The 22,057-nt window shown below is 67.2% G+C and carries 20 protein-coding genes; 3 read left to right on the top strand and 17 right to left on the bottom strand.

Annotated features, from left to right (window positions below):
- Positions 1–5: 5 nt before the first annotated feature.
- The 10 genes from IG196_RS01035 to IG196_RS00990 all read right to left on the bottom strand — a co-directional run bounded on the left by IG196_RS01035 (position 6) and on the right by IG196_RS00990 (position 10,877).
- A complete protein-coding gene (locus IG196_RS01035; RefSeq protein WP_192194597.1) occupies positions 6–1,637 on the bottom strand; it encodes an ABC transporter substrate-binding protein in 1,632 nt (543 codons plus the stop codon).
- A gap of 44 nt (positions 1,638–1,681) precedes the next feature.
- Positions 1,682–2,701 carry a peptide ABC transporter ATP-binding protein gene (locus IG196_RS01030; RefSeq protein WP_192194595.1) on the bottom strand — a complete coding sequence of 340 codons (1,020 nt, stop codon included), beginning with the start codon at positions 2,699–2,701 and terminating at the stop codon, positions 1,682–1,684.
- A complete protein-coding gene (locus IG196_RS01025) occupies positions 2,698–3,723 on the bottom strand; it encodes an ABC transporter ATP-binding protein (protein WP_192194594.1) in 1,026 nt (341 codons plus the stop codon). Before IG196_RS01025 ends, IG196_RS01030 begins: the two co-directional genes overlap by 4 nt.
- A gap of 17 nt (positions 3,724–3,740) precedes the next feature.
- Positions 3,741–4,649 (bottom strand): ABC transporter permease subunit, encoded by a 909-nt coding sequence (locus tag IG196_RS01020; RefSeq protein ID WP_192194593.1) that lies wholly within the window; start codon positions 4,647–4,649, stop codon positions 3,741–3,743.
- A gap of 4 nt (positions 4,650–4,653) precedes the next feature.
- Positions 4,654–5,658 carry an ABC transporter permease subunit gene (locus IG196_RS01015; RefSeq protein ID WP_192194591.1) on the bottom strand — a complete coding sequence of 335 codons (1,005 nt, stop codon included), beginning with the start codon at positions 5,656–5,658 and terminating at the stop codon, positions 4,654–4,656.
- 54 nt (positions 5,659–5,712) lie between these two features.
- On the bottom strand, positions 5,713–7,392 hold the full coding sequence (locus IG196_RS01010; RefSeq protein WP_101493361.1) for a long-chain-fatty-acid--CoA ligase: 1,680 nt from the start codon (positions 7,390–7,392) through the stop codon (positions 5,713–5,715).
- A gap of 100 nt (positions 7,393–7,492) precedes the next feature.
- A complete protein-coding gene (locus IG196_RS01005; protein ID WP_101493362.1) occupies positions 7,493–8,992 on the bottom strand; it encodes an NAD(P)(+) transhydrogenase (Re/Si-specific) subunit beta in 1,500 nt (499 codons plus the stop codon).
- Positions 8,989–9,318 (bottom strand): NAD(P) transhydrogenase subunit alpha, encoded by a 330-nt coding sequence (locus IG196_RS01000; protein ID WP_192194590.1) that lies wholly within the window; start codon positions 9,316–9,318, stop codon positions 8,989–8,991. Before IG196_RS01000 ends, IG196_RS01005 begins: the two co-directional genes overlap by 4 nt.
- Positions 9,319–9,367: 49 nt before the next feature.
- Positions 9,368–9,730 (bottom strand): aspartate 1-decarboxylase, encoded by a 363-nt coding sequence (panD, locus tag IG196_RS00995; protein WP_062481508.1) that lies wholly within the window; start codon positions 9,728–9,730, stop codon positions 9,368–9,370.
- A 16-nt stretch (positions 9,731–9,746) separates the two neighbouring features.
- Complete coding sequence (locus IG196_RS00990; RefSeq protein ID WP_192194588.1) at positions 9,747–10,877, bottom strand: Re/Si-specific NAD(P)(+) transhydrogenase subunit alpha; 1,131 nt, start codon at positions 10,875–10,877, stop codon at positions 9,747–9,749.
- 403 nt (positions 10,878–11,280) lie between these two features.
- Here IG196_RS00990 and IG196_RS00985 point away from each other — a divergent pair, with 403 nt between their 5' ends.
- Complete coding sequence (locus IG196_RS00985; protein ID WP_192194586.1) at positions 11,281–11,994, top strand: response regulator transcription factor; 714 nt, start codon at positions 11,281–11,283, stop codon at positions 11,992–11,994.
- Between the two features lie 65 nt (positions 11,995–12,059).
- The gene (locus IG196_RS00980) at positions 12,060–12,533 is read left to right on the top strand and encodes an NUDIX hydrolase (protein WP_192194584.1); all 474 of its coding nucleotides are present in this window, start codon (positions 12,060–12,062) and stop codon (positions 12,531–12,533) included.
- A gap of 16 nt (positions 12,534–12,549) precedes the next feature.
- Here IG196_RS00980 and mnmA read toward each other — a convergent pair whose 3' ends face one another.
- The gene (gene mnmA / locus IG196_RS00975) at positions 12,550–13,650 is read right to left on the bottom strand and encodes a tRNA 2-thiouridine(34) synthase MnmA (protein ID WP_192194583.1); all 1,101 of its coding nucleotides are present in this window, start codon (positions 13,648–13,650) and stop codon (positions 12,550–12,552) included.
- Positions 13,651–13,795: 145 nt separating this feature from the next.
- Here mnmA and IG196_RS00970 point away from each other — a divergent pair, with 145 nt between their 5' ends.
- A complete protein-coding gene (locus IG196_RS00970; RefSeq protein ID WP_192194581.1) occupies positions 13,796–15,514 on the top strand; it encodes a long-chain-fatty-acid--CoA ligase in 1,719 nt (572 codons plus the stop codon).
- A gap of 13 nt (positions 15,515–15,527) precedes the next feature.
- Here the strand turns inward: IG196_RS00970 and IG196_RS00965 are convergent, their stop codons facing one another.
- The 6 genes from IG196_RS00965 to IG196_RS00940 form a co-directional block, all read right to left on the bottom strand.
- On the bottom strand, positions 15,528–16,517 hold the full coding sequence (locus IG196_RS00965) for an LLM class flavin-dependent oxidoreductase (protein WP_192194579.1): 990 nt from the start codon (positions 16,515–16,517) through the stop codon (positions 15,528–15,530).
- A gap of 44 nt (positions 16,518–16,561) precedes the next feature.
- Positions 16,562–18,226, bottom strand: coding sequence for an FxLYD domain-containing protein (locus tag IG196_RS00960; protein ID WP_192194577.1), 1,665 nt, complete (start codon positions 18,224–18,226; stop codon positions 16,562–16,564).
- A 21-nt stretch (positions 18,227–18,247) separates the two neighbouring features.
- Positions 18,248–18,853: a hypothetical protein gene (locus IG196_RS00955; RefSeq protein WP_192194575.1), complete on the bottom strand. Its 606-nt coding sequence runs from the start codon at positions 18,851–18,853 to the stop codon at positions 18,248–18,250.
- A 16-nt stretch (positions 18,854–18,869) separates the two neighbouring features.
- Positions 18,870–20,663: a VanW family protein gene (locus IG196_RS00950; RefSeq protein ID WP_225616880.1), complete on the bottom strand. Its 1,794-nt coding sequence runs from the start codon at positions 20,661–20,663 to the stop codon at positions 18,870–18,872.
- Entirely contained in the window at positions 20,660–21,265 is a 606-nt protein-coding gene (locus IG196_RS00945; RefSeq protein WP_192194571.1) for a DUF6891 domain-containing protein, read from the bottom strand. The genes IG196_RS00950 and IG196_RS00945 overlap by 4 nt, the downstream gene beginning before the upstream one ends.
- A 297-nt stretch (positions 21,266–21,562) precedes the next feature.
- Entirely contained in the window at positions 21,563–21,943 is a 381-nt protein-coding gene (locus tag IG196_RS00940; RefSeq protein WP_101493373.1) for a helicase SNF2, read from the bottom strand.
- Positions 21,944–22,057: the final 114 nt, after the last annotated feature.

Below are 22,057 nucleotides of genomic sequence, written 5' to 3'. Positions count from 1 at the left end.
GCGGCTTACTTGATGTCCACGCCGTAGAACGTATGGCGGCCGAAGGGGCTGAGCTTGAAGTCGACCACCTCCTTGCGCACCGGCTTCAGCTGCACCGCGTGCGCGATGGTGAACCACGGCGCCTGCTCCTTGAAGATGACCTGCGCCTTCTTGTAGAGCGCGTCGCGGTCGGCCTGCTTGACCGTGCTCTTGGCCTTCACCACGAGGTCTTCGTAGGGCTGGTAGCAGAACTTCGAGATGTTGCTGCCGCTGGCCGACTTGGCCGAGGCGCAGCCCAGCAGCGTGTACAGGAAGTTGTCCGGGTCACCGTTGTCGCCGGTCCAGCCCAGCATGCCCATCTGGTGCTCGCCGGCCTGCAGGCGCTTGCGGTACTCGCCCCACTCGAAGCTCTTGATCTCGGCCTTGACATTGATCTTGGCGAGGTCGGCCTGCATCAGCTCGGCGATGCGCTTGGCGTTCGGGTTGTACGGACGCTGCACCGGCATGGCCCACAGGTCGGTCGAGAAGCCGTCGGGGAAGCCGGCCGTCGCCAGCAGCTTCTTCGCGGCTTCGGGGTCGTACGGATCGTCTTTGGTCGCGTCGTTGTAGGACCACATGGTCGGCGGAATCGGGTTCTTCGCCGCAACACCGGTCGTGAGGTACACGCCGTCGATGATGGCCTTCTTGTTGATCGCCATGTTGATGGCCTTGCGCACGCGCACATCGTCGAAAGGCTTCTTCGTCGTGTTGTACGAGAGGTAGCCGACGTTCAAGCCCGGCTGCTCCAGCACCTGCACGTTCGGGTCCTTGCGGATCGCGTCGAGATCGGCCGGGTTCGGGTACGGCATGACGTGGCACTCGCCCTTCTGCAGCTTGGCCCAGCGCACCGAGGCGTCGGGCGTGATCGCGAACACGAGGTCGTCGATCTTGGCCTTGCCGCCCCAGTACTGCGGGAAGGCCTTGAAGCGGATGATCGCGTCCTTCTGGTACTGCACGAGGTAGAACGGCCCGGTGCCGACCGGGTCCTGGTCGACCTTCTCGGGCGTACCGGCCTTCAGCATCGCGATGGCGTACTCCTTCGACTGGATGCCCGCGTACTGCATCGCCAGGTTGGCCAGGAACGGCGCCTCGGCCTGGTTGAGCGTGATCTTCACCGTGTGGTCGTCGATGCGGTCCACCGACTTCAGCAGCTTGGGCATGCCCATGTCGTTGAAGTACGAGTGGTTCTGGCTCGTGACCTTGAAGAAGGGGTCGCTCTCCTTCCACTGGCGCTCGAGCATGAAGATGAAGTCGTCGGCGTTGAAGTCGCGCGTGGGCTTGAAGCTCTTGCTCGTGGTGTGCCACTTCACGCCCTTGCGCAGGTGGAAGGTGTACACCGTGCCGTCAGCCGAGATGTCCCATTTTTCAGCCAGGCCCGGCATGACCTTGGTGCCGCCGCGCTCGAATTCGACGATGGTGTTGTAGACCTGCGTGGTCACGTCGAACGACGTGCCGGTGGTGTTCATGCCCGGATAGAAATTTTCCGGGCTTCCTTCGGAGCAGTACACCAACGTCTTGGCTGACACGGCGCCGCAGGCCAGGGTAAGGGCCGTGAGCGCTGCCGGTGCCAGGAGCGCCAGCTTTTGTGAGCGGCGCGAAACGGAGGACTGGGTCGTCATGGGGACTCCTCGAGACAGGGTTGAAAAAATCGCCACTTCACTCTTCAGGAAGCGGCGAGCACGGGACCATCGGCGCGCACGACAGGCGCGCCATCGAGAAACTGCTCGGCGAAGTGGCAGGCCACCAGCCGTTCGTCGAGCACGCGCAGCGCGGGGCGCTCCTCGCGGCAGCGCGGCTGCACGTGCGGGCAGCGCGTGCTGAAGACGCAACCCGTGGGCGGGTTCAGCGGCGACGGCAACTCGCCCTTGAGCACGATGCGCTGGCTGCTCAGGCCCGGCGTCGAGGCCAGCAGCGCCTGCGTGTACGGATGCAGCGGCCGCGCAAAGATGCGCGACTTGGGCCCGTGCTCCACCGCATGGCCCAGGTACATCACGAGCACGTCATGCGCGATGTGGCGCACCACGCCGAGGTCGTGCGAAATGAAGAGGTAGGCCAGCCCCAGCTCGGCCTGCAGGTCGGCCAACAGGTTCAGCACCTGTGCCTGGATCGACACGTCGAGCGCCGACACCGGCTCGTCGGCCACCAGCAGGCGCGGCGACAGCATGAGCGCACGCGCAATGGCGATGCGCTGGCGCTGGCCGCCCGAGAACATGTGCGGGTAGCGGTTGGCGTAGTCGGGGCGCAGGCCGACGCGGGCCAGCATCTCTCGCGCCTTGTCGGCGCGCTCGGGCTTGCTCAGCGTGGTGTTGATGGCCAGCGGGTCTTCGAGCACCGCCGAAATTTTCTTGCGCGGGTTGAGCGAGCCGTATGGGTTCTGGAACACCAGCTGCACCGCCTGGCGCAGCTCGCGCTTGCGCTCATGCGGCGGACTCACCGCATCGGCGCCGATCAGCGTCAGTTGACCGGCGGTGGGCTTCTCGATCAGCGCGACCATGCGCGCGAGCGTCGACTTGCCGCAGCCCGATTCGCCCACCACAGCGAGCGTGCGGCCGCGTTCGAGGCGGAACGAGATGTCGCCCACGGCGCGCAGTTGCGCCGGCGCACGGAACAGCCCGCGCCGCACGTCGTAGGTGCGCTGCAGGTTGCGCGCCTCGGCGACGATCTCCGGCGACACGTCGCTCATGGCAGCACCTCCGCGATGGCAGCGCGCGGCGGGTCTTGCGCGATGGCTTCGGCGCGCCCCGGCTCGCCGAGCGGAAAGTGGCAGCGCACCTCGGCGCCCTGCCACGCACGCAGCGCCGGTCGCACCTGGCAGGCACGCTCGGTGACGTAGCCGCAGCGCGGTGCGAACAGGCAGCCCGCGGGCCGGTCGTGCACACCGGGCACCACGCCGCTGATGGTCGCGAGCCGCCCCTCGGGCGCGGCACGCTCTGGCAGCGCCGCGAGCAAGGCCTCGGTGTAGGGGTGCTGAGGCGACGCGAACAAGCGATCGACGCGCTGGTGCTCCATCACCTGCCCCGCGTACATCACGGCGATGCGCTGCGCCATCTCGCTGACCACGCCCATGTTGTGCGTGATGAGCACGAGCGCCATGCCGCGCTCCTTCTGCAGGTCGCGCAGCAGGTCGAGGATCTGCGCCTGGATGGTCACGTCGAGCGCGGTGGTCGGCTCGTCGGCGATCAGCAGGCGCGGGTTGCAGGCAATGGCCATCGCGATCATCACGCGCTGGTTCATGCCGCCCGAGAGCTGGTGCGGGTAGCTTCCCAGGCGCGACGATGCGGCGGAAATTCCGACCTGTTCGAGCAACTCGGTGGCGCGCTTCTTCGCCTCGCGCTTGTCGAGCTTCAGGTGTAGCCGCAGCGTTTCCATGAGTTGGAAGCCGATGGTGAAGCAGGGGTTGAGGCTGGTGGTCGGCTCCTGGAAGATCATCGCGACCTCCTTGCCGACCAGCGTGCGGCGCGCCTTGTCGGAGATGCCGAGCAGCTCCTTGCCCGCGAAACGCATGTGGTCCGCGCGCACGCGACCCGGGTAGCCGACGAGGCCCATGAGCGCCATCATCGTGACGCTCTTGCCCGAGCCCGATTCACCGACGATGCCGAGCACCTCGCCCTCTTCGAGCGTGAGGCTCACGCCGTCGACGGCGTGCATCACGCCACCTTGCGTGGGGAACTCGACGTGCAGGTCCTTGATGTCCAGCAAAGGCATCGGTTCTTTCCTTTGCGTCAGCGCTTGAGCTTGGGGTCGAGCGCATCGCGCAACCCGTCGCCCAGCAGGTTGAAGGCCAGCACCGCCGCAAGAATCGCAAGCCCCGGGAAGGTGACGACCCACCACGCGCGCAATACGAACTCGCGCGCATCGGCCAGCATCGTTCCCCACTCGGGCGACGGCGGCTGCGCACCAAGCCCGATGAAGCCGAGCGCCGCCGCATCGAGGATGGCGGTCGAGACGCCGAGCGAGGCCTGCACGATCAGCGGCGCCGAACAATTGGGCAGCACCTCGCGGAACATCAGGCGCAGCGTGCCGGCGCCGCTCACGCGCGCGGCGGTCACGTAGTCGCGCGAGACCTCGGCGATGACGGTGGCGCGCGTGATGCGCACGTAATGCGGCAACACGACGATGGCCACCGCGAGCATCGCGTTGACGAGCCCCGGCCCGAGGATCGCGACGATCACGATGGCCATCAGCAGGCTGGGCATCGTGAGGATGATGTCCATCATCCGCATGATCGTGATCTCGAGCACGCCACGGAAGAAGCCGGCGACGAGCCCGAGCACCACGCCCACCACCACCGACAGCGCCACCACCGCGACACCGATCGACAGCGACAGCCGCGCACCGTGCATGAGCCGCGACAGGATGTCGCGCCCGATGGCGTCGGTGCCGAGCAGATAGCTCCACGAACCACCCTCCTGCCACGCCGGCGGCTTGAGGAAGGCGGCGGCGTTGGTTTCGTTCGGTGCGTGCGGTGCAATCCACGGTGCGAACAGCGCCACCAGCAGCAGCACCACGATGGTGACGAGGCCGACGACCGCGCCGCGGTTCGCCGAGAAGGCGGTCCAGAACTCGCGCCAGGGGCCGGGAGGTGCCGCGGCCTGCGAGCCGGGGGAGACTGCGTGGGTGTTGCTCGTCATCGACTCAGTGCCTGATCCGCGGGTTGATGACGCCGTACGCGATGTCCACCAGCAGGTTGAGCAGCATCACGATGCCGCCCAGCAGCAGCATGCCGCCCTGCAACACGGGGTAGTCGCGCCGGCCGATGGCCTCGATGAGCCACTTGCCGACACCGGGCCAGGAGAAGATGGTTTCGGTCAGGATCGCGCCGGTGAAGAGCACGCCGATCTGCAGGCCGATCACAGTCACGACCGGGATCAGCGCGTTGCGCAGCGCATGCAGGCCCACCACGCGAAAGCGCGACAGGCCCTTGGCGCGCGCGGTGCGAATGTAGTCCTCGCCCAGTACCTCGAGCATGGCCGAGCGCGTCATGCGCGCGATCACGGCCAGCGGCACGGTGCCCAGCACGATGGCCGGAAGAATGAGGTGGTGCAGCGCCGACCAGAAGGCGTCGGTCTCGCCGGCGCGCAGCGCGTCGATCAACAAAAAGCCGGTCTGCGGCTCGACGAAATACTGCACCGAGATGCGGCCCGACACCGGCGTCCAGCCCAGCTGCACCGAGAAGAACAGGATCAGCAGCAGGCCCCACCAGAAGATCGGCATCGAATAGCCGGTGAGCGATGTCGCCATCACGCCGTGGTCGAAGATCGAATTGCGCCGCACCGCCGCGACGATGCCGGCCGGCAGGCCGAGCAGCAGCGCGAAAAGAATCGCGCACACGCCGAGTTCGACCGTGGCGGGAAAGAGCGCGAGGAACTCGCTCATCACGGTGTCCTGCGTGATGAGCGACTTGCCCAGGTCGCCCTGCAGCACGCGGCCGATGTAGATGCCGTATTGCACGAGCAGGGGCTTGTCCAGGCCCATGGCGGTGCGCAGCTCGGCGTGGCGCGCGGGGTCGATCCCGCGCTCGCCGGCCATGGTCTCGATGGGGTCACCCGGCACCAGCCGGATGAGAAAGAAGGCCAGCAGCGTCATGCCGATGAAGGTCGGCACGAGCAAGCCTAGGCGGACATAGATGAATCTGAGCATCGACCCGCGAATATGCAAGATCGATGCCCCGGCCCCACCCGGGCGGAACCCTTACTACTTCTTGCTATCCCGCAGCTCGCGCCGCAGGATCTTGCCCACCGGGGTCTTGGGCATGTCGGTGCGGAACTCGATCACGCGCGGCTGCTTGTAGCCCGTGAGGTTGGCGCGGCAGTACTCGCGCACCTGCGCTTCGGTGAGCGCCGGGTCCTTCTTGACGATGACGAGCTTCACGGCCTCGCCGGTCTTGTCATCGGGCACGCCGACGGCGGCACATTCGAGCACGCCGGGCAGCATCGACACCACGTCTTCGATCTCGTTCGGGTACACGTTGAAGCCCGACACCAGGATCATGTCCTTCTTGCGGTCGACCACCTTGAAGTAGCCGCGCTCGTCGACCACGCCGATGTCGCCGCTCTTGAAGTAGCCGTCGGGCGTCATGACCTTGGCGGTTTCGTCGGGGCGCTGCCAGTAGCCGGCCATGACCTGCGGGCCCTTGATGGCGATCTCGCCGCGCTCGCCGGTCGGCACTTCGTTACCGTCGTCGTCGAGCAGCTTGAGCCAGGTGCTCGGCAGCGGCAGGCCGATGGTGCCGGTGTAGGCGGTGCTGTTGGTCGGGTTGCAGGTGGTCGAGGGCGAGGTTTCCGAGAGGCCGTAGCCTTCGCAGATCGGGCAGCCGGTTTTTTCGAGCCAGAGCTTGGCCACCGCGGCCTGCACGGCCATGCCGCCGCCGACCGAGACCTTGAGGTTCTTCCAGTTGACGGTGTTGAAGTCGGGGTGATTCGCCAGCCCGTTGAACAGCGTGTTGACGGCCGGGAAGCTGTGGATCGTGTGCTTCGACAGCTCTTTCAGCACGCCGGGAATGTCGCGCGGGTTCGGGATGAGGATCAGTTTGCCGCCCGTGCGCATGTTCAGCATCATGCCGACCGTGAACGCGAAGATGTGATACAGCGGCAGCGCGCACACGCTGGTGGGCTGCTCATTGGCCGGCACCTTGGCCATGACGGGCTCGTTCCAGGCTTCGGACTGCAGCACGTTGGCGATCACGTTGCGATGCAGCAGCACCGCGCCCTTCGACACGCCGGTGGTGCCGCCGGTGTACTGCAGCACGGCCACGTCGTCGGGGCCGATGGCCACGGGCTTGAGCTTGCCGCTCGCGCCCTTGTCGAGCGCGTCGTTGAAGCGCACGGCGCCCGGCAGGCTGAAGTGCGGCACCAGCTTCTTGACGTTGCGCACCACGTAGTTGACGAGCGCGCCCTTCAGGAAGCCGAGCCGGTCGCCCATGGAGGCCAGCACGATGTGCTTGATCGGCGTGGCCGCGATGCACTGCTGCAGCGTGGTGCCGAAGTTCTCCATGATGATGATCGCCTTGGCGCCCGAGTCCTTCAGTTGGTGCTCGAGTTCACGCGGCGTGTACAGCGGGTTCACGTTCACCAGGATCAGGCCGGCGCGCAGGATGGCGGCCACCGCGATCGGGTACTGCGGGCAGTTGGGCATCATCGCGGCGACGCGGTCGCCCTTCACGAGGCCCAGGCCCTGCAGGTACACGGCGAAAGACTTGCTCTGCTTGTCGGTCTCCGCGTAGCTGACGTCCTTGCCCATGAAGCTGTAGGCCGTGCGGTCGGCGTACTTGGTGAAGCTCTCCTCCATGAGCGCCACCAGCGACGGGTAGTGCGACGCGTCAATGTCGGCGGGTACGCCTTGCGGGTAGCTGCTGAGCCAGGGGCGTTCGGTCATGGATGTGTCTCCTCGGAGTCGGATGAGTTTTTTAAAACGAAAACGGCGCACGTGAGGCGCCGCGACGATCTGGCCCGCATCGCGGGCGCGGACCTTCGGCCTATTCGATGGCCTTGCCCATATCTTCCACTACTTTTTTCGCATCGCCAAAGACCATCATGGTCTTGTCCATGTAGAAGAGTTCGTTGTCCAGGCCCGCATAGCCCGCCGCCATGGAGCGCTTGTTCACGATGACGGTCTTGGCCTTGTAGGCCTCCAGAATGGGCATGCCGTAGATCGGGCTGCCCTTGGTGAGCGCGGCCGGGTTCACCACGTCGTTGGCGCCCAGGATGATCGCCACGTCGGCCTGCGCGAACTCGCCATTGATGTCCTCCATCTCGAACACCTGGTCGTAGGGCACCTCGGCCTCGGCCAGCAGCACGTTCATGTGGCCAGGCATGCGGCCAGCCACGGGGTGGATGGCGTACTTCACCTTGATGCCCTTGTGCGTGAGCTTCTCGGCCAGTTCGTTCACGGCGTGCTGGGCACGGGCCACCGCCAGGCCGTAGCCCGGAACGATGATCACCGTCTCGGCGTTGGACAGCATGTAGGCCGCGTCGTCCGCGCTGCCGCTCTTGACCGGGCGCTGTTCCTTGTCGCCGCTGGTGGCCGTGGTCGCCTCGCCGCCGAAGCCGCCCAGGATCACGTTGAAGAACGAGCGGTTCATGGCCTTGCACATGATGTAGCTCAGGATCGCGCCCGAAGAGCCCACCAGCGAACCGGCCACGATCAGCATCGCGTTGTTCAGGCTGAAGCCGATGCCGGCCGCCGCCCAGCCCGAGTAGCTGTTGAGCATCGACACCACCACCGGCATGTCGGCGCCGCCGATCGGGATGATGATGAGCACGCCCATCACGAAGGCCAGCGCCAGCATCGCGAAGAACGCCGGCCAGCTTTCGGTGGCCACAAACACCAGGCCCAGGCCGATGGTCGCCAGGCCCAGCACCAGGTTCAGCATGTGCTGGCCCTTGAACTGCACCGGTGCGCCCTGGAACAGGCGGAACTTGTACTTGCCCGACAGCTTGCCGAAGGCGATGACCGAGCCGCTGAAGGTGACGGCGCCGATGGCCGCGCCCAGGAACAGCTCGAGCCGGTTGCCGTAAGGAATGCCGTGGCGCACGAAGCCCTCGAAGAGCACGGCGCCGTCGGGCGTGCGCGCACCGATGACGGCCGCCACGGGCGCGGCGGTGATGCCGAAGGCCCAGGGCTCGGCCACCGCGGCCACGCCGATGAACACCGCGGCCAGACCGATCATGCTGTGCATGAAGGCGACCAGCTCGGGCATCTTGGTCATCTCGACCTTGTTGGCCATGAAGGCGCCCAGGCCGCCACCCACCACGACGGCGGCCAGCACCCAGGCGATGCCGGTGGTGAAGTCGACGTTAAGCGCGCGCGCCTGCCCGTGGACCAGCGCGATGGTGGTCAGCACGGCGATCGCCATGCCGGTCATGCCGAAGACGTTGCCGCGGATCGAGGTGGTGGGATGCGAGAGGCCTTTCAGGGCCTGGATGAAGCAGACGCTGGCAACGAGGTACAGCAGCGTGACGAGGTTCATGCTCACTTGGCGACTCCCTCAACAGCCTTGGGGGCGGCCTTCTTGTCTTTCTTCTTGAACATCTCGAGCATCCGGCGCGTGACCAGGAAGCCACCGAAGACGTTCACCGCGGCCAGCGCCACGGCGAGCACGCCCATGGTCTTGCCCAGCGGGGTGGTGGTGAGCGCGGCGGCCAGCATGGCACCCACGATCACGATGGCCGAGATGGCGTTGGTCACGGCCATGAGCGGCGTGTGCAGCGCGGGCGTGACGGTCCAGACCACGTGGTAGCCGACATAGATGGCCAGCACGAAGATGGTCAGGTTGATGACGGTGTGCGAAACGATTTCCATGGTGTTTTCTTCTCCTCGTTCGGTCTCGGTCTCTGGGTCTTGGGCTCTGTCAGAGCTTCTTGACTTCGTTGATGCGGTTGGCATCGCCAAGCAGCACCACCTTGGGCTTGTAGTCCGCGGCTTCGGCCTCGGTCATGGGGGCGTAGGTGCAGATGATGAGCAGGTCGCCCACATGCGCCTTGCGCGCCGCCGCGCCGTTGAGCGAGATGGCGCCCGATCCGCGCGCCGCCTTGATGATGTAGGTCGAGAAGCGCTCGCCGTTGTTGACGTTGTACAGCTCGATCTTTTCGTACTCGCGCATGTCGGCCGCGTCGAGCAGGTCTTCGTCGATGCCGCACGAGCCTTCGTAGTGCAGGTCGGCTTCGGTCACGGTGGCGCGATGCAGCTTCGCGCGGAGCATGGTGCGATTCATGAAAGGCAGCCTGCTCTTACTTGCGCGTGACCTGGCCGTCTTGCGTGACGCGGCAGGCGGCGACGATGTCGTCCTCGAGGTCGATCTGGAGCGCGCCTTCCTTCGTGACGACGAGCTTGAGGAAGTCGAGCACGTTGCGCGCATAGAGCGCCGACGCGTCGGCCGCCACCAGCGCCGCGAGGTTGGTTTCGCCGACGATGGTCACGCCATGCTTGACCACGGTCTTGTCGGCTTCCGACAGCGGGCAGTTGCCGCCGACACCATCAGGGCCTTTGCCGGCCGCGATGTCGACGATGACCGAGCCCGGCTTCATCGACTTGACCATCTCCTCGGTGATGAGGGTGGGCGCGGCGCGGCCGGGAATGAGCGCGGTGCTGATGACCACGTCGGCCAGCGCGACGCGCTTGGCGACCTCGATCTGCTGGCGAGCGAGCCAGCTCGGGGGCATCGGCTTGGCGTAGCCGCCGACACCGACCGCGGCTTCTTTCTCTTCGTCGGTGTCGTAGGACACCTCGATGAACTTGCCGCCCAGCGACTCGATCTGTTCCTTGACGCTCGGACGCACGTCCGACGCTTCAATGACGGCGCCCAGGCGCTTGGCCGTGGCGATCGCCTGCAGGCCGGCCACGCCGACGCCCAGGATGACGACGCGGGCGGCCTTCACGGTGCCGGCGGCGGTCATGAGCATGGGAAAGAAGCGCTGGTACTTGTCGGCCGCGATCATCACGGCCTTGTAGCCCGCAATGTTGGCCTGCGAGCTGAGCACGTCCATGCTCTGGGCACGGGTGGTGCGCGGCGCGGCTTCGAGGGCGAAGCCGGTGACGCCCGCGGCGGCCAGGCGTTGCAGGCCGGCCGCGTCGAAAGGATTGAGCATGCCGATGACGACCGCGCCGGCCTTCAGCTGCGCCGCTTCGGCGTCGCTGGGCGTGCGCACCTTGAGCACCATGTCGGCGGAGAACGCCCCGGCCTGATCTGTGATTTCCGCGCCGGCGGTCTGGTAAGCCGCATCGGTGACGCTGGCTGCAACGCCGGCTCCCGACTGAACACGAACGATGTGCCCGGAAGCGACCAGTTTCTTCACCGTTTCAGGTGTCACGGCCACTCGGGTTTCGCCAGCCGCTGTCTCGGCAGGCACGCCTATCAACATAGAGATCTCCTCAGGGGGAAGGGGCAGCACGGATTGCGGGCAGAGCTTACAGCAAGATTACAAGCGTTCACTGTCGCCAAGATGCTGCATGCACATTGCCTGCCAATGCCCGCCCACATTGAATTCATAGCTATTCAATTGATAGCAAATTGAGGATCGATGCGATTCTGGGCGCCCACCGCCCGCATGGGTTGAAACCCGTAGGCCGCGCGATCCGGCGGAATTCCCAGAATGCAATCAATTGAGATCAATTGACCTCAATTAACGATTGGATCACATAGATCAAATCAATTTGGGTGAATTAGTGGCAATTGACACTCCAAACCCAAGACGCAGATAGATACACTTCGATTCATATTGCCGACACATACACAGATCGGCTCAGGGCGGAAAAGGGAATGGAATGCGAATTGCAGTACTCGACACTGAGCCGGACCAGCTTCAGTTGATCAACCAAACCATGGCGAGCCTCGGCCACGAGTGCCACACCTATCCTGGTGGCAAGGCGCTGCTCCATGCGATGCGCCGCGAGACCTTCGACATGCTGGTGCTCGACTGGCGCCTGCCCGACATGAAGGGCCCCGACGTCGTGCGGACGATCCGCCAGGACTACAAGAGCCGGATGCCCATCCTGTTCGTGACCGAATGCCACGACGACACCGACCTGGTCGAGGGCCTCAATGTCGGTGCCGACGATTTCATGGCCAAGCCGCTGCGCGCGACCGAGCTGCAGGCCCGCATCAACGCGCTGCTGCGCCGCTCCTACCCCGCACGGCACGAGCCCGAACTGGTGTTCGGCCCGTACCACTTCTTTCCGCCCTCGCGCACCATCCGGGTCCACGGCGCGCTGGTCGAACTGAAGAACCGCGAATACGAACTCGCGCTCTTCCTGTTCCAGAACCTCGGGCGCCTGCTGTCGCGCGAGCACCTGCATGAAGCGGTCTGGAGGCTGGGCGTCGAAGCCCTGTCGCGCTCGCTCGACACCCACGTGTCGCGCCTGCGCACCAAGCTCGAGCTGCGCCCCGCGAACGGTTTTCTGCTGCTGGCGGTCTATGGCCTCGGCTACCGGCTGGAAACCATCGAAGTCGACACGCAGGCGGTCACGGCCCTGCGCTGAAGCGCTCCGGCCCGCGGCGCCTGGTGTGCTGCGATCGGCCGATAGTCGATAGACTCGCGCCCACGATGCCCACACGCTGGAAACCCAATGTCACCGTGGCCGCGGTGATCGAGCAAGACGGCCGCTTCCTGCTCGTCGAAGAGCAGACCGACGACGGCCTGAAGCTCAACAACCCCGCCGGCCACCTCGACCCCGGCGAGTCGCCCGAGGACGGCTGCATCCGCGAGACGCTCGAGGAAACAGCCCACGCCTTCACGCCGACCGCGCTGCTCGGCGTCTACATGGCGCGCTCGGCCGAACAGCCCGACGTGACCTACATGCGCTTCGCCTTCACCGGCGAACTGGGCGCACGCGAAGCAGGTCGCGCGCTCGACGAAGGCATCGTGCGCACGCTGTGGATGACCGTGGACGAGATCCGTGCCAGCGTGGCGCGCCACCGCAGCCCGCTGCTGCTGCGCTGCATCGAGGATTACCTCGCCGGCAAGCGCCACCCGCTCACGCTGATCCACACCGAAGACGGCGTGCGGCAGCCGCGCTGATCAGCTGCCGCAAGGCTCAGACGATGACGCCGCCCCCGAGGCAGCGTTCGCCGTCGTACAGCACCGCCGACTGTCCCGGCGTGACCGCCCATTGCGGCGCACCGAAGCGCAGGCTGAACGCACCGTTGGCGCCCTCGGCCATCTCGCAGGCCGCATCGGCCTGCCGGTAGCGGGCTTTCGATCCGTAGCTGCCGGCCACGGGCGCTTCGCCCGCCACCCAGCTCGCGTCGTCCGCCTTCAGTTCGGTCGACAGCAGCCACGGATGGTCGTGCCCCTGCACCACCCACAGCGTGTTCTTCTCGACGTCCTTGCGCGCGACGAACCAGGGCGAATGGTCGCCCGCGCCGCGCTGTGCGCCCTTCTCCTTCACGCCGCCGATGCCCAGGCCTTGCCGCTGGCCCAGCGTGTAGAAGCTCAGGCCCTGGTGCTCGCCGAGCTTGCGGCCGCGGTCGTCCTTGATCGGGCCTGGCTCTTTCGAGATGTAGCGGTTCAGGAAGTCGCGGAACGGCCGCTCGCCGATGAAGCAGATGCCGGTCGAGTCCTTCTTCTTCGCATTGGGCAGGCCGATTTCTTCCGCGATGCGGCGCACCTCGGTCTTGTGCAGCTCGCCGACCGGGAACAGCGTCTTGGACAGCTGCGCCTGGTTCAGGCGGTGCAGGAAGTAGCTCTGATCCTTCGAGTTGTCGAGCCCCTTGAGCAGCTCGTGCCGGCCCGTGGCCTCGTTCAGGCGCACGCGGGCGTAGTGGCCGGTGGCGATCTTCTCGGCGCCCAGCCGCATGGCGTGGTCGAGAAAGGCCTTGAACTTGATCTCGGCGTTGCACAGCACGTCGGGGTTGGGCGTGCGGCCGGCCTTGTATTCGCGCAGGAACTCGGCGAACACGCGGTCCTTGTAGTCGGCGGCAAAGTTGACGTGCTCGATCTCGATGCCCAGCACGTCGGCCACGCTGGCGGCGTCGATGAAGTCGACGTTCGACGAGCAGTACTCGCTGTCGTCGTCGTCTTCCCAGTTCTTCATGAAGATGCCGACCACCTCGTGCCCCTGCTGCTTGAGCAGGTGCGCGGTGACCGCGGAGTCCACCCCGCCGCTCAGCCCGACCACGATCCGTTGTTTTGCCATAAGCCCGCCATTGTCCCAGCCCGGCGACAGGGGCATCCGGCGTGTGGGAAATCGGGAAAACCCGTGTCGCCGGCTTGTCAGCCCGCACTCCACGATGCGAAAGGCCGGCGCTACAGTGACCCGAAACACAGCGGAGACACCACGCATGGCGACCCCTTCCCCCTCTGGCGACCCCACCCCCTGGACGCGCAACTACCCGCCCGGCATGCGCTGGGACGCCGAGCTGCCCGTCAAGCCTGTGCAGCAGATGCTCGACGAGGCGGTCGCCCGCTGGCCCGACCACTCGGCCGTCGAGTTCATGGGCCAGTCGCTCAGCTACCGCCAGCTCGGCGACGCGGTGGACCGCGCCGCCAAGGGCCTGCAGGACCTGGGCGTGAAGCCGGGCGTGCACGTCGGCCTGTACCTGCCGAACACGCCGCACTACCCCATCGCCTTCTTCGCCGTGCTGAAAGCCGGCGGCACGGTGGTGAACTACTCGCCCCTGGACGCCGAGCGCGTGCTGGCCCACAAGATCGAGGACAGCCGCACCGACATCCTCGTCACGCTCGACCTCGTGAACCTCTACCCGCTGATGGCGCGCCTGCTCGACAGCTCGCGCCTGAAGACGCTGGTGGTCGGCAGCCTCGGCGACTACGGCGCAGCGGGCGACAAGGTGCAGGCCCAACTGCAGGCCGCGGGCCAGATCGCGCCCGTGCCGGTGGACGCGCGCCACATGCGCTTCACCGACCTGCTCCAGAGCGAAGGCACGCACCAGACCTACCCGCTCGGCGACCTGGCCGAAGAGATCGTCGTGCTGCAGTACACCGGCGGCACCACCGGCCTGCCCAAGGGCGCGATGCTCACGCACGCCAACCTCACGTCGGCTTCGGCGCAGTACTACGAATCGACGCGCGGCGAGCCGCCCATCCTCGACGAAGGCAAGGAGCGCTTCCTGGTCGTGCTGCCGCTGTTCCACATCTTCGCGCTCAGCGCCGCGATGCTGCTGGGCGTGCGCCTGGGTGCGGCGCTGGTGCTGCACACGCGCTTCGATGTCGACGCGGTGATGAACGAACTCGCGGCCAGCAAGATCAGCGTCTTCCCCGGCGTGCCGACCATGTACACCGCCATCCTTTCGCACCCCAAGGCCAAAGAGATGGACCTGCGTTCGCTGAAGTTCTGCGGCTCGGGCGGCGCGCCGTTGCCGGTGGAGGTGGAGCAGCGCTTCTTCGAACTCACCGGCTGCCACCTCAACGAAGGCTGGGGCATGACCGAGACCTCGCCCGTGGGCACCTTCACGCCCGCGCGCGGCGTGCGCAAGGCGGGCTCGTGCGGCATGCCGCTGCCGCGCGTGCGCATCAAGCTCGTGAGCCTGGACGACCCGACGAAAGACGTGACCGCGTTCGGCGAGCCCGGCGAGCTGTGCGTGCAAGGGCCGAACGTCATGAAGGGCTACTGGAACAACCCGAAGGCCACCGCCGAGTCGATGACGGCCGACGGCTACTTCCGCAGCGGCGACGTCGCGAAGATGGACGCCGACGGCTACCTGTACATCGTCGACCGCACCAAGGACATGCTGCTGTGCGGCGGCTACAACGTGTACCCGCGCGTGCTCGAAGAGGCGGTGTACGAACACCCGTCGGTGGCCGAGGTCTGCGTGATCGGTGTGCCCGACGAGTACCGCGGGCAATCGCCGAAAGCTTTCGTGAAGCTCAAGGACGGCGCGGAAGAACTCACGCTCGACACGCTCAAGTCTTTCCTGAAGAACCGCCTGGGCAAGCACGAGATGATCGGCGCGCTCGAGATTCGCGCCGAGTTGCCCAAGACTGCCGTGGGCAAGCTCTCGAAGAAGGACCTCGTGGACGAGGAAGCCCGCAAGCGGGCCTAGGACGAGGCCTTACTTACTTCTTCTGGCCGAACGCACCGGCGAGCAGCTCGTACGAGCGCAGCCGGGCGGTGTGGTCGAACACCTGCGAGGTGATCATGAGTTCGTCGGCGCCGGTGCGCGCCACGAACGCTTCCACGCCCTGCTTCACCGTCTCGACCGAGCCCACCGCCGAGCACGACAGCACCGAGTCGAGCAGCGCGTTCTCGGCCGGGCCGACCTTCTGGCGGTAGTTCTCCACCGGCGGCGGCAGCTGGCCGGGACGGCCGCTGCGCAGGTTCACGAAGGCCTGCTGCCACGAGGTGGCGCGGAACTCGGCTTCGGCGTCGGTGTCGGCCGCGAACACGTTGAAGCCCAGCATCACATACGGCTTCTGCAGCTGCGCCGAAGGCTTGAAGGTCTCGCGGTAGATCTGGATGGCCTGCATGATCTGCTGCGGCGCGAAGTGCGAGGCAAAGGCGTAGGGCAGGCCCAGGTGCGCCGCCAGCTGCGCGCCGAAGGTGCTCGAACCGAGGATCCACACCGGCACCTCGAGCCCCGCGCCGGGCACGGCGCGCACGGCCTGCTGTGGGTTCTTCGACATGAAGTCCATGAGCTCCATCACGTCCTGCGGGAACTGGTCGGCGTCCGACTCCAGGTTGCGCCGCAGCGCGCGCGCGGTGCGCTGGTCGGAGCCGGGCGCGCGGCCCAGGCCGAGGTCGACGCGCCCCGGGTACAGCGACTCCAGCGTGCCGAACTGCTCGGCGATCACCAGCGGCGAGTGGTTGGGCAGCATCACGCCGCCGGCGCCGATGCGGATGCTGGAGGTGCCCGCGCCCACATACGACAGCAACACGGCCGTGGCCGCGCTCGCGATGCCCGGCATGCCGTGGTGCTCGGCCAGCCAGTAGCGCGTGTAGCCCAGCACCTCGCCGTGCTGCGCCAGCGACAGCGAGTTGCGGAACGACTGCGCGGCATCGCTGCCTTCGGTGATCGGGGAAAGGTCGAGGATCGAAAGCGGAATCATGGCGCGATCATGGCGCGAACAGCCCCATGCCGTCACGCACGGGGCTATTCGGTTTGGTATAGCGTCGCGACGCTCGCGAAATCGCGGCCGTGCTGCGTCACATGGACCTGGAACGGCACGCTCTCGCCCGGTGCAATGGCCGGCAGGTTCTCGACCACCTTGAAGCCGGTCAGCTGGTCGTTGCGGTCGCGCAGGCTGACCCACAGGCGCACCTTGGCCGCAATGGCCGTGCCGGGGTTCTTCACCGTGCCCGTGACCTCGACGCTCTTGTAGCTGAAGCGCTGGCTGAAGTTGAGCAGCACGCTGCCGGTGCCGGCCTTGGTGCCCGTCACCTGTACTTCCAACGGCTTGCGCGGGCCGGGCAATGCGGCGCGGCGCATCGGCTTCCACTCGACGCGGGTCTGGGTGATGCGGTCCACGGCCCTCGGCTCGAACAGGATCGGAAAGCGCTCGCCCGGGTACAGGTAGGCCAACTCGTCCAGGCGCGTGGTGCCGTCGGCCGTGCTGCCGCCGAAGCGCGCGATCACGGCGCCGGGCGTGATCGCCACGGCGTCGGTGCTGCGGTTCACCAGCTCGGTCATGAACAGCGGCCGCTGGATCGTGCTGCGCCCCGCCACCAGCGGCAGCAGTTCGAGTTGCCGCGGGTCGAAGCGCTCGCTGTCCTCGGCCAGCAGGTCTTCGGTGCTCAGCCGCAGGTCGGGGTGGAAGACCTCCGGCGCGCCGGTCGTGCGGATCACGCGGTCGGCGCTCAGCACCGTCGTGCGCGACCCCGAAGGCGTGACCGTGCGGTAGCCGATGCGGTAGTCCCACGCCGCGATGGCGGTGCCGCGTCCGAAGCGGCTGAGGTCGACATCGATCGCGGCGCGCCCGCCCGGCTCCAGCGTGGACCCGGGCGCGTGGCCGCGACCGACGCCGATCACTTGACCCGCGTCGTCGTACAGCGTGACGAGCGCTTCGATGCTGCCGAACGCCGGTGCACCCGCGGCACCCGCATGCACGAGGCGGCCAGCCAGGCGCACGCGCTCGCCCTGCTGCACCAGCCGCAGGCGCGAGAACGCCAGGCGCGGCCCTTCGGCGGCGCTGCGGGGTTCGGACAGCTTCTCGACCGTCACGTCCTGCCGCGTGACGTTCTTGCCCGACGGCAGATCGACCAGCACGGGCGCGGACTCGCCCGGCATCAGCACGTCGATCGGCAGCGATTCGCTGCGCTCGCTCAGCCGTGTGTCGCCGTCGTGGAACACGAGCTTCAGGCTGGGGCGTTCGAGCGGCCGGCCGGTCTCGTTGCGTGCCAGCACCAGCAGCTTCGGCCGCTCGCCGACCAGCACCTGGCGCGGCTCGGAGAGCTTCAGGCCGTCGGTCGCGATGGTGCGGTCGACGATGGCGCGCGCCACCGAAGGCGCCTCACTGCGCTTGCCCGAACCGAACAGCAGCATCGCGACCTGAACGGCCAGCGCCACGCCGACAAAGCCGATCACGACGAAGCCGATCGTGCGCAGCATCTGCTTCTGGCGCAGCGCCTGTTCGGCCGCGATCTGCTGGCCGGCGTGGTGCTTGACCTGCTGCAACACGCGCTCGAGGCGGTCGGACACGTCGTCTTCCACCAGCGACATCGAGCCGCAGTGCGAGCAGGTGTATTCGTTCAGGCCGGTGCGGCGCAGCGTGCTACTGCCGCACTCGCCGCATTTGAGGGTCTGCAGATCGATGCTCATGGATGTCTTTTCTTTTGTCCCTTACCAGCCGAACACGTCGACGATGTCTTCGGCCGCTGCAGCGCTGCCCAGCAGCGGCACGAGGCGCTCGACCAGCCGCGCGCGATGCACCGGATCGACCTCGCAGTCGTCCTCGTCGGTGAAGATGGCGTCGCCCGCTTCGTCCCACACCTGGCCGATGGTGCCCAGGCAGGCGGCCATCTCGAAGATGTCGGCGAAGAGCGGATCGTCTTCCTGCCATGCGCCCGTGCCGTGCATCGCGAGCTGGATCGCACCGGTGCGCAGGTCGAAGATGAACGGATCGGCGCCCTGGTCGGCCACCACCAGCCAATGCTCGGGCCAGTCGGCAATGCGCTCGCCGGTGATGCCGTGCCAGCGGTAGCCCGCCTGCAGCTGCCACAGGCGCGACAGCGCGGGAATGCTGAACGGATTGCCCGTGGTCGGCACCGTAAGGCCCGCGTAGCCCACGCGGTCGTTGACCCAGTCGCCGAGCGGGCCGACCTGTTCGTAGAAGGTGGCGATGGCGGCGGGCAACGCCAGCTCGCCGTGCCAGTGCTCGGCGGCGGATTGCGGCGCGAGTGCGCCATGAGGTGCCAAGGCCGCGCGGGCCTGTTCGATCGATGCCACGTGTCTTGTTCTCCGTTCAGGCCAGGCAGGCGGTCTGCAATGCAGTGCGCAGTGCGTCGATGTCGCCGGGTGCGACCTCGTGCACGCCTGGCACACCGGCCAGGCCGCAGGCCGTCGATGCCACCACGGGCACGCCGGCCGCCACGGCGCGCAACAGCGCGCGCGGTGCGTGCTCGATGTGCGCGGGCAGCACGACGACAGCGGCACCGGCCAACCCGTCGCCTTGCCAGTTCATGTGTTGAATGTGTTCGATGCCGTGCCAGAGCCGCGCATCGTCCGATGGCACCCCCAGCACGCGCAGGCGGCATGGCCACCCTTGCAGTGCGGCAGCAAGTTCACGCGCGCCTTTGCGTGCCAGCGCGCTCGCGGCGAACACGACGAGCGGCGGTTCTTGGCGCGCGCTGCGCGTCGCCTTCATCAGAGGCAACACCCAATCGAGCCGCTGCAGCGTGGCCTGCGGTGCGTGTGCCGCCATGGCCTGCGCCACTGCAGCATGCGGCGTGACGATGCTTGCCGCGCGTGCGAGCGCCAGCGCCTCGTCGCGCACCAGCGACGCATCGGCACGGAAGTCGCGCAAGGTCGCATCGCCGGGCCAGCGTTGCGAGGCGGCATCGAGCGTCTGTTCGATGTCGGCCATCGGCAAGGCGCTGGCCAGCACGGTGATGCGGCGCCCGTCGAGCGCGCCGAGGCGCTGCAGGTGCGGCAGCAGCGACTGCTCGACCACCAGGTGCGTGTGTTCAGGCGCCAGCCGCGCGGCAAAAGCCTGCGCGAGCCAGCGCTGGCCGTCGATCAGGCTGGCTTGGCGCCGGCCCGCTTGCCGCGCCCAGAGCCGCTGCCACGCGGCACGGCGCAGGCTCGCGGCCCACGGGGTGGTCACTTGCTCTTTCGTCGCAGGCTCGCGATGCCAGCCTGCAGCAGGCATGCGCCAGAACGCGAGCCGCAGCGGCACGGGCTGCATGCGTTGCGCCTGCGGATGCGCGTCGCGCAGGTGGCGTGCGAACTCCGGCGTCCAGCCATCGACGAGCACCGCCGTCTGGCCTTCGGGACCGACGGCGATCGGCGGGCGATGGCGAAAGCACGCGGTCTGGTCGCAGCTCAGGCAGCCGCGCGCCAACGGCAACGCGGTGGGCGTGTCGTCGTTCGTGCGCCGCAGCGTGACGGGCTCGGTCGGCACTGCCAGCGGCGTGCGCGCGCGAATGCGCACCACGAGCTCGGTGTCGGTCAACGCCACTTCGAGCCGCCACGCCTGCCGGGCGCGCAACTTGAGGTCGACGTAGTTCCAGAACACCGTCGCATCGACGGCGTCGCTGCCCGGCGCGTCCGCCTGCTCGATGCGCGCCGTGTGGCCGTGGCGCTCGACCAACTCGAAGCCCGCACGCACGGCCACGGTGGCAAGCGCGTTCGACAGCTGGCACAGCCCACCGGCCAGCGTCGGCACCACGCAACCGCCGCGCACCTCGCGCCCGACCACGAAGCCGCGCCCCGCGCCCGGTCGCCCGAGCTGGCGCCAGAAGCTCAGCACTTCGCCGGCCGGCACCTCGATGGCGTCGAAGGCAACCCGCGCCACGCGCAGGTTCTGCACCTTACCGGCGACCAGCGGAAATTCATCGGCCCGGCCGTCGGTCCATAAGGGGGTTCGGTACTGGGCGAGCACCGGCGCGTCGGCCAGTGCGTGTTGGCCGCGGGGCCAGCGCCGGGCCGAAGGCCGCAAGGTTTCGCGCAGGGCGTGGGCCGTGGCGAGCAGCCGCGAGCGCAGCCAGAAGTCGATCGCATCGATGCGGCGCGGCGGCTGCCAGGCCTGCACGCTCACGCGGTGGGGCCTCGCTTGCGCCATTGGCCGAGGTCGGCTTCGATGCGCTCGTTGATGTTGCCGCTCCATTGCGCGCCGAAGCCGGCGTCGCGCAGCAGCTCCACGATGCGATGGCCGACCACGACGGTGTTGGCTTCGCGCTGCGCGATCTCGGGAATCATGCCGCCGCTGAAGGCGAGGTACAGGCGGCCGTTGCGCACGGCGCCGTCGAGGTCCTGTGCGTGATAGAAGCAGCAGCCCCGGATGCCGGACTCGAGCCTTCCTGCCGCACGCCACTGCTCGCGCACGTCGTCGTGGCCGTCGGACAGCGTGTTGCCGGCGCGGTGCAGGGCGATGATGTTTTCACTGCGCAGTTGGGCGAACACGGCGTCGAGCCGGTCGTACTCGGTCTGCACGGGCCACTGCGCCTCGGCGGCGCGCTTGGCGGCGCAGGCGAGCGTGGTCTCGGCCTTGATCCAGGCGCGGTCCTCGGGCGTGAGCTCATCGGGATCGAGGTACTCGTCGGTGATCATCCAGCCGATGTCGGCATCGGCGTGAAAACCGCTCCACACCAGGTCGTGGATGCGTCCGCGCGTGTCTTCGGGGTCGAGAGTGAGGGCCATGCGTAGTGGGTCGTCGCTGGGTCGGCGACGGGTCATGCTTTCATTTTTCGCGGTCGGAACGACGCTCGATTCTCGCGTGTCCGCACTACGGCGATGCGTTAATGCAAAAGCATGCGCTCTGGCGGCCATCCCTTCCGCGCCCAAATCATGAAGGATGCGCAAGGCCAAGGCAATGTGACTTTCGGCCAAGATTTCACGGTCATGGCCCATGAAAAAAGCCGACCCTGCGTTGGCAGGGCCGGCTTTCATGAAGACCTGGAACGTTCGCCGATCCCATCGGCGAGGCGTTCGGACCGCTTACAGCGGCAGTGCGTCGCCGTGGGCGGCAGCGCGGGCTGCGGCGCGAACCGCAGCGCGGTCGACGGTGCTGGCAACGATCGGGGCCACGCCCGACGAAGCGCCTTCGGCGTACGGGTCAGCGCTGTGTGCAGCGGCGACGGCGTCGGCACGGACGGCAGCGCGGCTGGTCGACGAGACGATCACCGGTGCGGGGCCTGCGTTGGCGCCGGTGGCGTACGGGTTGGCGCTGTGTGCGGCCACGACGGCTTGTGCGGCGACGTCGGCACGGCTGGCGGCCGAGGTCAGTTGATGCACGCCTTCATAGCTTTCGGCATGGGCGGCGCCGGCAACGGCCATCAGGGCAACAGCAACGGCGGAGAGGATCTTCGAGGCGGTCATTTGGATTTCTTCCTTCTTCAATTCAGTTCAAGTTCTTGCTTTGGATGTCGAACCGGTCTTGGGTGGGTCACCGCCCCTCTGTTCTTTTTCGGAGGGCGGCCACCTCGCTCGGGG

Source organism: Variovorax sp. 38R (assembly GCF_014843395.1).
In the GTDB taxonomy this organism is placed as follows: domain Bacteria; phylum Pseudomonadota; class Gammaproteobacteria; order Burkholderiales; family Burkholderiaceae_C; genus Variovorax; species Variovorax paradoxus_H.
The sequence above is the reverse complement of the archived record's forward strand: the minus strand, read 5'-3'. Positions and strand labels throughout refer to the sequence as shown.

What these genes read in the sequence shown, in the direction of transcription:
- mnmA (WP_192194583.1), bottom strand. Translation starts at nt 13,650, where the DNA reads ATGGCAAAACAACGGATCGTGGTCGGGCTGAGCGGCGGGGTGGACTCC.
- IG196_RS01015 (WP_192194591.1), bottom strand. Translation starts at nt 5,658, where the DNA reads ATGCTCAGATTCATCTATGTCCGCCTAGGCTTGCTCGTGCCGACCTTC.
- IG196_RS00985 (WP_192194586.1), top strand. Translation starts at nt 11,281, where the DNA reads ATGCGAATTGCAGTACTCGACACTGAGCCGGACCAGCTTCAGTTGATC.
- IG196_RS00965 (WP_192194579.1), bottom strand. Translation starts at nt 16,517, where the DNA reads ATGATTCCGCTTTCGATCCTCGACCTTTCCCCGATCACCGAAGGCAGC.
- IG196_RS00970 (WP_192194581.1), top strand. Translation starts at nt 13,796, where the DNA reads ATGGCGACCCCTTCCCCCTCTGGCGACCCCACCCCCTGGACGCGCAAC.
- IG196_RS00980 (WP_192194584.1), top strand. Translation starts at nt 12,060, where the DNA reads ATGCCCACACGCTGGAAACCCAATGTCACCGTGGCCGCGGTGATCGAG.
- IG196_RS00960 (WP_192194577.1), bottom strand. Translation starts at nt 18,226, where the DNA reads ATGAGCATCGATCTGCAGACCCTCAAATGCGGCGAGTGCGGCAGTAGC.
- IG196_RS00990 (WP_192194588.1), bottom strand. Translation starts at nt 10,877, where the DNA reads ATGTTGATAGGCGTGCCTGCCGAGACAGCGGCTGGCGAAACCCGAGTG.
- IG196_RS01020 (WP_192194593.1), bottom strand. Translation starts at nt 4,649, where the DNA reads ATGACGAGCAACACCCACGCAGTCTCCCCCGGCTCGCAGGCCGCGGCA.
- IG196_RS00945 (WP_192194571.1), bottom strand. Translation starts at nt 21,265, where the DNA reads ATGGCCCTCACTCTCGACCCCGAAGACACGCGCGGACGCATCCACGAC.
- IG196_RS01010 (WP_101493361.1), bottom strand. Translation starts at nt 7,392, where the DNA reads ATGACCGAACGCCCCTGGCTCAGCAGCTACCCGCAAGGCGTACCCGCC.
- IG196_RS01025 (WP_192194594.1), bottom strand. Translation starts at nt 3,723, where the DNA reads ATGCCTTTGCTGGACATCAAGGACCTGCACGTCGAGTTCCCCACGCAA.
- panD (WP_062481508.1), bottom strand. Translation starts at nt 9,730, where the DNA reads ATGAATCGCACCATGCTCCGCGCGAAGCTGCATCGCGCCACCGTGACC.
- IG196_RS00940 (WP_101493373.1), bottom strand. Translation starts at nt 21,943, where the DNA reads ATGACCGCCTCGAAGATCCTCTCCGCCGTTGCTGTTGCCCTGATGGCC.
- IG196_RS01000 (WP_192194590.1), bottom strand. Translation starts at nt 9,318, where the DNA reads ATGGAAATCGTTTCGCACACCGTCATCAACCTGACCATCTTCGTGCTG.
- IG196_RS01030 (WP_192194595.1), bottom strand. Translation starts at nt 2,701, where the DNA reads ATGAGCGACGTGTCGCCGGAGATCGTCGCCGAGGCGCGCAACCTGCAG.
- IG196_RS01035 (WP_192194597.1), bottom strand. Translation starts at nt 1,637, where the DNA reads ATGACGACCCAGTCCTCCGTTTCGCGCCGCTCACAAAAGCTGGCGCTC.